Genomic DNA, 12,358 nt, shown 5'->3' with positions numbered 1-12,358 from the left:
GTACTAGTTTTGGGGGAGCTTACACAAGGACCTTTCTAATCTCGTATTTCATTTCGTGTGGGATACTTATTTTTAATTTTTCAATCAAGTATGCGTGATGAATAACTGTCCATTCTTTACTGATAATTCTTAGGGTATCACTGTTTTCTTCAACTTTAAACAATAATGTTTCTTTATCAATTTTGGTGGGAATAGTTTGTTTTCCGTGATAGCCCTCACTTGATAAATTACCTTTGACATCAATCGTAATTAATTGATTTTCTGTTTTTTCGATCTGAATTCCATTGTTACAGTAGCATTCTATAAGAAGAAATTTAGCTGTTCCTGTTTCAATCTTTTGAGTTAGAGAATCAGTAATTGAATAATCTTGCCCATTACAAGAGGCTGACAGCAAGAATGCTAATAAAGTAAAAAGTTTATTCATCGTAAATGTATTTGAGATTCCTTACATAAGTAAGTTCCCTAAAACTTCTGATTTAACCAACACGAAAAAAGCCTGACTCTCACGAATCAGGCTTTTCAATATTTCTAAATACTAAGTACTAGCTACTAAATACTAGCCTTTTTTGCTTTCTTCTTTAATCAAGTTAAGGGCAGAACCCGCTTTAAACCAACCAATTTGAGCTTCGTTGTATGTGTGGTTAGCTGCAATAACGTCTTTGCTGCCGTCTGCATGTACAAACTCAATCATCAATGGCTTGCCAGGAGCGAAGTCAACTAAGTCTAAGAAGTTGATGGTGTCATCTTCTTGTACTTTGTCGTAGTCTGCTTCGTTCGCAAATGTCAAACCTAGCATTCCTTGTTTTTTCAAGTTGGTTTCGTGAATTCTAGCAAATGATTTTACCAATACTGCTTTCACGCCCAAATGTCTTGGTTCCATGGCTGCATGCTCACGAGAAGATCCTTCGCCATAGTTATGGTCACCCACCACGATAGAAGGAACACCTGCCGCTTTATATTGACGAGCTGTAGCTGGTACTGGACCATATTCGCCTGTCAATTGATTTTTTACTGAATTGGTTGATTGGTTGTATGCATTTACTGCACCAATCAAACAGTTGTCAGAAATGTTATCCAAGTGACCTCTGAATCTTAACCATGGACCTGCCATAGAGATGTGGTCAGTAGTACACTTACCAAATGCTTTGATCAAAAGCTTAGCGCCTGTAATATTTTTACCATCCCAAGGAGCAAACGGCTCAAGCAATTGTAAACGCTTAGAATCTGGCTTAACGATTACTTCTACGCTGCTGCCATTTTCTGCTGGTGCTTGGTAACCATTGTCTTCTACCGCAAAACCTTTGGCTGGTAACTCAGAACCTACTGGCGGGTCTAATTTTACTTGCTCACCTTTTTCGTTTGTTAGGGTATCAGTTAATGGGTTAAAACCTAAGTTACCAGAAATAGCAATGGCTGCTACCATTTCTGGAGAGGTTACAAAGGCGTGGGTATTAGGGTTACCGTCTGCTCTTTTAGAGAAGTTACGGTTAAATGAGTGAACGATAGTGTTTACTCTCGTATTATTACCTGATCTTTCCCACTGACCAATACATGGCCCACAAGCGTTGGTAAAGATAGTGGCGTTTAAGTCTTCGAAAATACCTAAAAGGCCATCTCTTTCCGCAGTGTAGCGTACTTGCTCCGAGCCTGGGTTAATTCCGAATTCCGATTTCGTTTTTAAGTTCTTATCTATGGCTTGTTGAGCAATAGAAGAAGCTCTTGATAAATCTTCGTATGAAGAGTTGGTACAAGAGCCAATCAATCCCCATTCTACGTCCATTGGCCAGCCGTTTTTCTCAGCTTCCTCTTTCATTTTAGAAACTGGAGTAGCTCTATCTGGCGTAAATGGTCCGTTGATGTACGGCTCAAGCTCGTCCAAGTTAATTTCGATTACTTGATCGAAGTATTGTTGTGGATTAGCATAAACTTCGTCATCACCAGTAAGGTGTTCTTTAATTTCGTTGGCTAAATCGGCTACATCTGCTCTATCCGTTGCTCTTAGGTAACGATCCATAGATTCGTCATAACCAAAAGTAGAAGTAGTAGCACCAATTTCAGCACCCATATTACAGATGGTTCCTTTACCCGTAGCCGACATTGATTTAGCACCTGGCCCGAAGTATTCTACAATTGCACCAGTTCCACCTTTTACAGTTAGAATACCTGCTACTTTCAAGATTACATCTTTAGGGGCTGTCCAGCCATTTAATTTTCCGGTAAGATGAACACCAATTAGTTTAGGGAATTTAAGTTCCCAAGGCATGCCTGCCATTACATCTACAGCATCAGCTCCGCCCACACCAATGGCTACCATACCTAATCCGCCAGCGTTTACTGTGTGCGAATCGGTACCAATCATCATTCCGCCAGGGAATGCATAATTTTCTAATACCACTTGGTGAATAATACCAGCACCTGGTTTCCAGAAACCGATACCGTATTTGTTAGAAACTGACTCTAAGAAGTTGAAAACTTCACCAGATGCAGTCAATGAATTTCTTAAATCATCTTTAGCGCCTTCTTTGGCAAGGATAAGGTGATCGCAATGAACGGTAGAAGGAACTGCCGCAGTGGGCTTTCCTGCTTGCATAAACTGAAGAAGCGCCATTTGAGCCGTAGCGTCTTGCATGGCTACGCGGTCAGGAGCAAAGTCTACATATGACTTACCTCTTTCGAATGCCGTGTTGGCGTCTCCGTCCCAAAGGTGTGAATAAAGAATTTTTTCAGATAGGGTTAGGGGTTTCCCTACCGCTTTTCTAGCCGCTGCAATACGTGAAGGGAACTTCGCGTAAACAGCTTTAATCATGTCTATGTCAAATGCCATAATGGAATTTTAGGGTTCTTGGGTAAATAAAATATAACTCGTCAAGGGTTGACAAAGTTATCACTTTTCGTAAATAATAAAATTAACAAAGCAGACTAAAAAGCCTTACCAAGCTGTATTTTTCAAGTTTTTCTATCAAAGTCTAAAAGAGCAACAGTGAAATCAGAAAGATGCCCATTCCTACGAGCATGATTAAGAAAGAATAGGGGAGAATATCCTTTGCTTTTAGTTTGGTAATGCCCAATAGTGGCAAGGCCCAAAAAGGCTGAAGCATATTGGTCAGTTGATCGCCATAAGAAAGTGCCATAATGGTTTTAGGAATAGAAGAGCCAAGATTTTGAGCAGCTTCGGTTACTATTGGCCCTTGCACCACCCATTGGCCACCTCCGCTAGGAACAAATATATTTACAATGGCTGCGCTGAAGAAGGTGAAAATCGGCAATGTAGTGGCATTTGATATTTCCATAAAGCCTTGAGAGAATAAGGCGCCAAGTCCAGAATAGGTCATAATACCCATAATACCAGCATAAAGCGGAAATTGGATGATGATTCCAGCCGACCCTCCAATGGCTTCTTCAATCGCAGAGAGAAATTTCGCAAAGGAACCGTGAAGCAAAACTGCTAAACCGAAAAAGAAGAAGTTGATATAGTTTAGGTCGATAAATGACAAGCCAACCAGAGAAGGACTGACCCATATTTTACGCAAGGCAATAAAACAGATGATTCCACCTAAGACAATGGCTGCAATTTTAGAATTATCAATTCTTTCTGCGCCTTGACTTTTTCCCCCAACATGATGTGTTTCTTTTTTAAACACCATATTAATTTCTGTATCGTGGCCTCTTTTTCCTAACAGATAGAATACTGAAGGAACGATAATAAGGAGTAGGACAAAAGTGATAATGTTAGGGGTAGACAGCAGCGTTTGCCCAATCCCTATTTGTCCAATTTCTTGAATGAGGAAGTGATCTCTACTGGCTACGGCCAAAGGGGCCGAACCTGAAAAGCCTCCGTGAAAGCACATCATACCACTATAACCAGCAGCACCAAGCAATGGGTAATTCATCTTCCACCCATGAGCTTTTGCCCTTTCTGCTACTTTTCGAGCGAAAATAGCCCCAAAAACCAAACACAATCCCCAATTGATCATGCTTACTAAAATGGTGAGTAAGCTAATGGTAAATGCTGCCTTGGCCGATGTATTACAATAAATGGTAAAGCGGTCGATGATATTATTAACAAAAGGGGTGAGTGCTAATGCATGTCCCAAAATAAGAATTAAGGCCATTTGCATGGTGAATTCTAGCAGTTCCCAGAAGCCTATTTCCCAATAGCCTAAAATGACCATACTGTAAGTAGAGCCCGAATTTTCTGGTCGTTCAGTAAAAACTAAAGCCAGAATAAAGGTGACCAGGGTTAGAATAACAGCAATAGAAAATGGAGATGGCAGAATTTGACGGACAAAACGGAGGTAGAGACTGTTTTTAGACATAATTCAAAGCTAGCAAAATGATAAATGCTTTACGATTTCATAAATAGGAATTTTAAGCCATTGATCAATTCATTTAAACATTTTTGCCCTTTATAAGATTTATCATGAAGTATAGTTTGAATACATATATGCATAGCGCAAAGCTATGCGTTGGTACAAAACACACATTTTTTATTTCGCCCAATGCAGAAAAGAATTCTTGTAGTTGATGATGACCCTTCGTTCAACAAAATGCTGTCCGCTTTTTTAGGGCGGCATGGCTTTTTGGTAAATTCAGTTTATACCTCAAAATCAGCCATGGAAAGTATGGGCAATGAAATGCCTGATTTAGTATTAACTGACTTCAAACTACCTGATTTAGATGGACTTGAGTTGATTGAACTCATTAAAAGTAAAAGTCCAGAAATGGCCATTATTCTAATGACTAATTACTCTGATATTCGTACGGCAGTAAAGTCAATTCAGCTTGGGGCTTTTGAGTTTGTTACTAAGCCAGTAAATCCAGACGAACTGTTAATTACTATTCAGGCTGCTTTGAATCAGAAGGAAAAGAAAGTGGCCATAGCAAAACCTGAGAAGAAGAGAAATATAACGTCATCGGACAAAAAATACATCATTGGCCAGTCAGCGGCTTCTAAGCAACTTTGGGAACATATAAAGCTTGTGGCACCAACCCAAATGAGCGTTTTGCTTTTGGGTGAAAGTGGTACAGGGAAGGAGTATGCTGCAAAAATGATTCATGAAAGCAGTAAAAGGGCTGATAAAACTTTTATAGCAGTAGACTGTGGAGCACTTTCAAAAGAGCTTGCGGCAAGTGAATTGTTTGGGCATGTAAAAGGGGCTTTTACTGGGGCACTTAAAGATAAAAAAGGACAGTTTGAGCTGGCTGAAGGTGGAACTTTGTTTTTAGATGAGGTAGGAAATTTACCTTATGATGTTCAGGTACAGTTGCTAAGGGCGCTGCAAGAGCGAAAAATTAAACGGGTGGGGAGTGAAACGGATATTTCTGTGGATGTTAGATTAATTTCGGCAACGAATGAAAAAATGCAACAAGCCATTGATGAACAGCAATTTAGACTTGATCTTTTTCATAGGTTAAATGAGTTTGAACTAAAGCTAATGCCACTTAGAAAGCGTTTGGGCGATTTAGATGAATACTTGAACTTTTTTTTAGACCAAGCCAATAGTGAGTTAGAAAAGACGGTGAGTGGTTTTTCTTCGGCAGTAATTCAGGTTTTTCAACAGTATAGTTGGCCTGGTAACTTAAGGGAATTAAGAAATATTGTGAGACGAGCGGTGCTATTGTGTCAAACCGATCTGATAGAATTGGCTCAAATTCCAAATACTTTAATGAATGAAAATGAGGTTTTGGAAGAAAAAGAACACGAAAAACCGATAGCCACCAAACCAGAAAGCCGAGGTTTATTACACAATTTGAAAGCTATGCAAGAACTTCAAGAGAAGGAAACGATCGAGAAGGTGCTACTAGAAACAAAGTATAATAAATCTAAAGCCGCAGAACTGTTAAATATCGATAGATCAACGCTTTATAACAAAATAGCTAAGTATAACATTGAGATTTAAGCGCTAACAATTTCTTGTTCATCTGAATAAGCGTAGGAAGCAATTCGTGTGTTGTTTCAAGCATTTTTTCGTGCTTTCCTAGCTGATGATAAACTTCAATGCTTTTTAGTGTTTCGGAAATTGGCGTATGGTTTATGCTGTCATAAGTTTGCACCATTTTATGAGCCGTATTGGCCAGAAGCACTAGATTTTTAGATTCAAGAAATTGATTGAAGTCAGATACGTTTTTATCATTACTTCGGATTAACTCTCTCACCAAATCAGCCAACAATTCCTCGTCATCGCCTGAAAACTGTTTAATACGGTCGAAATTAAATTTTGTCGTTACGGAATCTACATTGTTTTGCGCATTACTATTTGCACTGTTAGAATGATGAAGCATATCTTTCAGTATTTGGTCAATGGCTAGTTCTTGATAAGGCTTTGTAAGCACAGCCGAAAAACCCATGCTTTTAAACTCTTTCAATTGTTGGGGCAGAGAATGGGCTGTTACAGCAACTATAGGTAGTTCATTATTAATTTTACCCACTTCTTTTAGTATTTCTATACCGCTCAATTGAGGCATATTAATGTCGGTGAGAATAAGTTGTATGGATTGATGTTCCTCTCGAATAAAGTCTAAAGCTTCTGTTCCAGATTCAAAAACAGTTAATTTATTCACTTTAGGCTGAAGTATGGTTTTGAGCAAAGTGGCATTCCAATGGTCGTCTTCAATCACTACTACATGTATATTGGCTATATCTGTTGTTAAGTTTTCTGGGTTCAGTTTCTGTGCCTCTACAATATGTTTTTGGTACGGTAATTTTAGTTTAAGAGTGAAAGTAGTTTCCTGATCTGGGTGGCTTTCAACACTTATTTTGCCTTTCATTGCTTCCACTAATTTTTTTACAATGGCCAAGCCTAAACCTGTGCCACCATATTGTTTGGTCACAGAGACATCTTCTTGCTCGAAAGAATTGAAAATACCTTTAAGCTTGTCAGGAGCTATTCCTTTTCCGCTGTCCTTAACTCTTATGGTTAAGTCATATTTATCATGCTTTTTTTGAGCAGAAACCTGTAAGGCCACTTGGCCTCGATGGGTGAACTTTACAGCATTAGACAGCAGATTAATCAATATTTGCTTTATCCTAAATTCATCTCCAATCAAATCAATGTGTTGTAATTCAGGATTATACGAAACCAGAAAATTCAATTCCTTTTCTTGGCATTGCAAGGCATAAATATCTTCCATTTGATTAACCAAATCTGGAATATAAAATAGCTTTTTCTGTAGGCTTACCTTTCCTGAGTCTAGTTTCGAAAAGTCGAGAATATCATTCACAAGCGTCATTAAATATTCTGTACTTTCCGAAAGTGCATTGGAATATTTTCGTTGGGTTTCATTCAGTTTGGTGTTCTTTATAAGGTCTGAAAAACCAAGTATACTGTTTAGCGGATTTCTTATTTCGTGGCTCATATTGGCCAAAAATTCTTCTTTCACTTTGGCCAATCGGTTTGCTTTGTTCTTTTCTAATTCTAACCTTTTACTTAAGTAGTAAGAGTTAGTTAAATCTTTGCCAATTGCAACTAAGAAAAACCCTCCAAGACCGATTCCTAGAATGCCAATAATGAGTACAGCAAAGGTAGAATCACGAGAAATCTGATAACTCTCTTGTCGTTTTTTTGCGGCAAGTTGTTGCTCATAATTCTGTAACTGCTGAATTATTTCATCTATTTCAGCGCGTAGGCGCATATCTTGCCGCAGTAGATTTAATTCCTTAGAAGAAAGGTTGTATTGACTTCTGAACTCTTGATTTGCTACTTGCTGAAGGATTTCTTTCACTTTAAGCAGCATGCTGTCGCGGTTATAATTCACCAAGGTGAGCGTGTCGATAACTACTTCTGTTGTGCGAAGTGTATCATTTTGAACTGTAGTAATAGTATCCACTCGAATGTTTTTGGCTCCAAACAGACGCTTGACACCTTCCCATAAACCTGGTTCTTTGTATTCAGTTTCTACCAAATCATGCTTAATCGTAGGCTTTGTTTCTTCTGTGGTTTTAATTTTGGCGAGCACTTTTGATTCAGTACTTGCGCTGTCTTCAGTAGATTCTGTGATTTTTTCAAGGGCCTCATTGCTGAAATTCTTGGTTTGCCTATTTTTTTTGGTAAGTAAGAAGTCGCTTAGATAATTGAGTTTTTGAAGAAAAAGTATTTCCAGTGAATCTATTCTTTGTATCTGAAGACTATCTTGAGTCATTCTCTTTTTTAGCTCATCAATACTGAGTTGTGTTTGTTTTATTTCATTCTGATACGCTGTATAGGCGTTATCGTCATTGGATAAGATATAATACTGAATATAGTTTTCAGCTTTAGTAATGCCCTGAATGGTTTTCTGAATAAGAGGGGTTTTCTCATCAGGTTGAGAAAGTAGGTTAATGGAATGACTGAGCTTTTGATAGCTTTCATAACTCCAATAAATTCCACCTCCAATCACCAGAATAATGATAATGAACGTTACCCATACTTTCTTCTTAATACTAAAATCGGAAGATGATTTCATATGCTATAAACCATTTCTGAAGCTAATGTTCTTAAGGGAGATGAAAAATAATTGCCAATGGCTCTGATGATCTTTTTAGAATGGTTTCCAACCCATAAATGTTTGACGTTGTCTAGGTTAGTGTTAATAAATTGAAGTATGAAAAAAATAATATTAGCGATTGGATTGATTACAACATTTTTTTATTCCTGTGAAGATGATCCGACCACGGCATATTTAAATGTGAAAAACGAAACAACTTTACCACTAGAAGGGGTGACCATCTATTTAGGAGGGATTGTACACAATTATGGAAAGATTGATTCTGGAAAAACCTCAGGCCTGTTTTTATTTTATAACACTTTTGTAGCCGACTCGATTGTGTTTGAATATGATAATGAGGTAACTATCTTTAGGCCAAACAATGGACTCTTTCAGTGGCCTGCAATGGAAATAGGGGCAACTTACACTTATACAATTGGGCTAGATCAAAATAACGAACCCAAATATGAAGTTGGTAGGGTAAATTGATTTTGCTACAAAGATAAAAAGGCCACTTAGTATCTCTAAGTGACCTTTTTGGTAGCTAATTTTCTACTTTCTATTCAAAATCTTTGAAGAAACTCAAATCGGCTTTGTCGTAAGCGGCTTTAAATTTAGGCCATGCAGTATTGAAAAACTCATTCGTTTTCTCTTCTGTTAGCTTTATCATTTGTTCTGCTTTTCTTACTGCATTTCTTTCTGTTTCACCAGGTGCTCCCATACGAGAGTTGTTGTATCTTCTGGCTTCCTGAATATAGTTATTTGCAGTTGTAAAACGCTCTCTTACTACGGCTTGCCCTCTTTCTCCAGGTACACCAATAGTAAGTTTTCTAACTGGTAAGAAACTCTCTTTTACTGCTTCAACAGCTTTTTTCAAATCCTTTACTTTATCAGCATCAACGTTTTTCATTTGCGCTTCTACTTTCTCAATGATTTCGTTCGCAGATCTAACCTTGTTTGTGATTTCAGCAAAAGACTGAGACATTTTCAGTACTTGATCTTCAAAGGCTTTATTGGCTTGTAGCTCAGACATGCTGATTTCCATTCTTGGATCGAGGTGTACTTTTACCATTTTAGAAACCTGTTGATCGCCAAATTCTAACACTATTTTGTAAGTACCTGGCAGGGCCGATCCAGCAGATTGCTCACGGTTCTGAGTTCCGCCACCGAAACGGTTTCCACCACCAGAGAATTCAACTGGGTAAGGGTTTCTTCTATCTAAATTCCAAGATATGGTATTGATTTCTCCTTTCTTAATATTTGAAGTTCTAGTTCTAACGGTATCGCCACTAGCATTTAGAACAATCATTTTCACTTTAGTAGGTAGCTTCTTTTCTGGAGTTTCTGTTGTTTCAGCTTCTTTGTTATTACGCTTTCTACGTGATGATTTGTCTTCTACAGCCTCTTCTTTTTTGGCGTCATCTCTTACCCAGAACTTCACGTTAGCAGAGCTTAAGTATTTGTTTTCACCTTCAAATGGACCACCATCAGCCGGGAAGCGCATGCCTGGAGGCTGACGGTAAGTCATTTGATATGCATCAGCTACATCAAACATTACGATGTCAGAATTTTTCACCGTTTCAACTCCTTTCGCAGCAAACTCTCTCAAAGGTCTCAAGTCGTCAAGAATATAGAACGCTCTACCGAAAGTACAGATTACTAAATCATCCTCTCTTTCTTGCCAAGCTAAGTCCATAGTTGAAGCGTTTGGATAACCGTGGTTCCATTTGTTCCAGTTTTGAGCTTTATCGAAACTTACGTACAAACCATTTTCTGTACCTAAGAAAATCAAATTAGGCTCTCTTTCATCTTGAAGAATGGAAAGTGTATAGCCAAATACATCGCTATCGTCTACAATTCTTGTCCAAGTTTGACCATAGTCTGTAGTGTGATATGCATAAGCAGTAAAGTTATTTCTTCTGTAATCGTTAGCAATTACAAAAGCTTCACCAGCATTATGGTGTGATGCTTTTATTTGAGGAATCCAACTACCTGCAGGTAAACCAGGAAGTTTAGCCGCTACGTTAGTCCAAGTTTTTCCTTTGTCTTTGGTTACCTGCACATTTCCGTCATCAGTACCAGCCCAAATTACGTTTTTGTCGAGTGGGCTAGGAGCAATGGCAATAATAGTAGTGTGATTTTCAGCACCAGTTGCGTCTAGCGTTAAACCACCACTTTCGTTTTGCTTTTGTTTTTCAGGGTCATTAGTCGAAAGATCTGGAGAAATGATTGTCCAGTCATCTCCTCTGTTTGTGCTATAATGAACAAACTGAGACCCAAAATATACAGCGTTTGAATTGTGTGGATCAACGGCTACTGGTGAGTTCCAGTTGAAGCGAAGGCTTGTAGCTGTATCAGGTGCTGTTGGCTGAATACCCTTTGTATATCCACTTAGTTTATCGTAACGCGAAACACTTCCTTGCTGCGACATGGTGTAACCATACCTTGAGTCACCAGGAATTGGTGCTACGTCAAAACCGTCACCAAAGCTTAATTCTTGCCAATCGTGGTTTCTGATTCCTGCATAGTTAAATACATAAGCAGGCCCAACCCACGAACCATTGTCTTGCATTCCGCCATACACATTGTAAGGCATTTCGTTATCTACATTTACATGGTAGAACTGACCCACAGGAAGTTTTTCAGTGAATCTCCATGTTTTAGCCATGTCACGTGTAATGTTCAAACCTCCATCATTACCGTCAATCATGTAAGAAGGATCTTCTGGATGAATCCACCAAGCGTGGTGGTCTGGGTGAACACCAGAGTAAGGAATGATTTCTTCCCAAGACTTTCCGCCATCTTCAGACCTAGAAACTCTAGAGAAAAGGCTATATATTCTGTTTTCGTTTTTAGTATCTACAAAGATGTCAGCATAATAGAATGGACGATCTCCAATGTTTTGAGTAGTTGCAGAGGCTGCTCTTAGTTCCCAAGTATTGCCTCCATCAGTAGAACGGTAAAGACCATTGGCTTTTGATTCGATCATGGCATAAACATAATCTGGTCTGCTTCGTGAAATCGCTAAACCAATTCTACCATAATCGCCTTTTGGTAATCCTTTTTCTCCAGTAAGATTTTTGAAAGTGTCTCCACCATCGTTAGTCACATAAAGTCCTGAACCTGGGCCGCCAGATTTGAAGAACCAAGGCCATCTTTTGTGTTCCCACATGGCAACGAATATCTTGTTTGGGTTAGAAGGGTCAGCCACCATATCGGCTACACCAGTAAGGCTGTTGGTATAAAGTATTTTCTCCCAAGTTTTTCCTCCATCTTTAGTTCTGAAAAGGCCTCTTTCTTCGTGTTCGCCCCAAGGAGAACCGATTGCGCCAACATAAACAATATTAGGATTATCTGGGTGAATGTAAATTCTGTGGATATTTCGGGTTTTTTCTAGCCCCATCAAATCCCAAGTTTCACCACCATCGATAGAACGGTAAACACCATATCCACCGCTCACAGAGTTACGCGGGTTTCCTTCACCAGTTCCAACCCAAATAATATCTGGATTTTTCTGGTAAATGGAAATGGCACCAATTCCAAGCACGGCTTCATCGTCAAAAAGAGGCTCCCAGTTAAGGCCACCACCAGTTGAACGCCATAAACCACCTGATGCAGCTCCTGCATAGATGATCTCAGGATTACTTTCCACTACATCAATGGCCGTGATTCTACCACTCATGGCGGCTGGCCCGATGCTCCTGGCTTTCATGTCTTTGAAAAGATCCATGTCTACTTTTTGGCCATAAACCAAAGCAGAGAGTAGCATGAATGTTAGGCCCAAAATCGATCTGATTTTTGAAGGTCTAAATAGCTTTAAATGCTGAATACTCATTAAGTTGTTGATTTGATTGAAAATGAAATTTTAACAATTTAAACCAAGAACTTAAAAACA

7 protein-coding genes are annotated in these 12,358 nt (G+C 38.8%); 2 read left to right on the top strand and 5 right to left on the bottom strand.

Going from position 1 to position 12,358, the window contains the following annotated elements:
• Positions 1–19: 19 nt before the first annotated feature.
• The 3 genes from OB69_RS05570 to OB69_RS05560 all read right to left on the bottom strand — a co-directional run bounded on the left by OB69_RS05570 (position 20) and on the right by OB69_RS05560 (position 4,316).
• Positions 20–424, bottom strand: coding sequence for a hypothetical protein (locus OB69_RS05570; protein ID WP_053222715.1), 405 nt, complete (start codon positions 422–424; stop codon positions 20–22).
• A gap of 132 nt (positions 425–556) precedes the next feature.
• Positions 557–2,824 (bottom strand): aconitate hydratase, encoded by a 2,268-nt coding sequence (locus OB69_RS05565; protein ID WP_053222714.1) that lies wholly within the window; start codon positions 2,822–2,824, stop codon positions 557–559.
• Positions 2,825–2,966: 142 nt separating this feature from the next.
• On the bottom strand, positions 2,967–4,316 hold the full coding sequence (locus OB69_RS05560; RefSeq protein WP_053222713.1) for a short-chain fatty acid transporter: 1,350 nt from the start codon (positions 4,314–4,316) through the stop codon (positions 2,967–2,969).
• A gap of 183 nt (positions 4,317–4,499) precedes the next feature.
• Here OB69_RS05560 and OB69_RS05555 point away from each other — a divergent pair, with 183 nt between their 5' ends.
• Positions 4,500–5,900, top strand: coding sequence for a sigma-54-dependent transcriptional regulator (locus OB69_RS05555; protein ID WP_053222712.1), 1,401 nt, complete (start codon positions 4,500–4,502; stop codon positions 5,898–5,900).
• On the opposite strand, the gene OB69_RS05550 is transcribed toward OB69_RS05555, so the two are convergent.
• Positions 5,878–8,442: an ATP-binding protein gene (locus OB69_RS05550; RefSeq protein WP_053222711.1), complete on the bottom strand. Its 2,565-nt coding sequence runs from the start codon at positions 8,440–8,442 to the stop codon at positions 5,878–5,880. The genes OB69_RS05555 and OB69_RS05550 overlap by 23 nt on opposite strands.
• A 138-nt stretch (positions 8,443–8,580) precedes the next feature.
• Between OB69_RS05550 and OB69_RS05545 the strand changes: the two genes are divergently transcribed.
• Positions 8,581–8,952 (top strand): hypothetical protein, encoded by a 372-nt coding sequence (locus tag OB69_RS05545; RefSeq protein WP_053222710.1) that lies wholly within the window; start codon positions 8,581–8,583, stop codon positions 8,950–8,952.
• 70 nt (positions 8,953–9,022) lie between these two features.
• Here the strand turns inward: OB69_RS05545 and OB69_RS05540 are convergent, their stop codons facing one another.
• The gene (locus OB69_RS05540) at positions 9,023–12,298 is read right to left on the bottom strand and encodes a WD40/YVTN/BNR-like repeat-containing protein (protein ID WP_245620785.1); all 3,276 of its coding nucleotides are present in this window, start codon (positions 12,296–12,298) and stop codon (positions 9,023–9,025) included.
• Positions 12,299–12,358 lie beyond the last annotated feature (60 nt).

The organism is Roseivirga seohaensis subsp. aquiponti (assembly GCF_001267955.1).
Lineage (GTDB): Bacteria > Bacteroidota > Bacteroidia > Cytophagales > Cyclobacteriaceae > Roseivirga > Roseivirga seohaensis.
The sequence above is the reverse complement of the archived record's forward strand: the minus strand, read 5'-3'. Positions and strand labels throughout refer to the sequence as shown.

What these genes read in the sequence shown, in the direction of transcription:
- OB69_RS05570 (WP_053222715.1), bottom strand. Translation starts at nt 424, where the DNA reads ATGAATAAACTTTTTACTTTATTAGCATTCTTGCTGTCAGCCTCTTGT.
- OB69_RS05565 (WP_053222714.1), bottom strand. Translation starts at nt 2,824, where the DNA reads ATGGCATTTGACATAGACATGATTAAAGCTGTTTACGCGAAGTTCCCT.
- OB69_RS05560 (WP_053222713.1), bottom strand. Translation starts at nt 4,316, where the DNA reads ATGTCTAAAAACAGTCTCTACCTCCGTTTTGTCCGTCAAATTCTGCCA.
- OB69_RS05555 (WP_053222712.1), top strand. Translation starts at nt 4,500, where the DNA reads ATGCAGAAAAGAATTCTTGTAGTTGATGATGACCCTTCGTTCAACAAA.
- OB69_RS05550 (WP_053222711.1), bottom strand. Translation starts at nt 8,442, where the DNA reads ATGAAATCATCTTCCGATTTTAGTATTAAGAAGAAAGTATGGGTAACG.
- OB69_RS05545 (WP_053222710.1), top strand. Translation starts at nt 8,581, where the DNA reads ATGAAAAAAATAATATTAGCGATTGGATTGATTACAACATTTTTTTAT.
- OB69_RS05540 (WP_245620785.1), bottom strand. Translation starts at nt 12,298, where the DNA reads ATGAGTATTCAGCATTTAAAGCTATTTAGACCTTCAAAAATCAGATCG.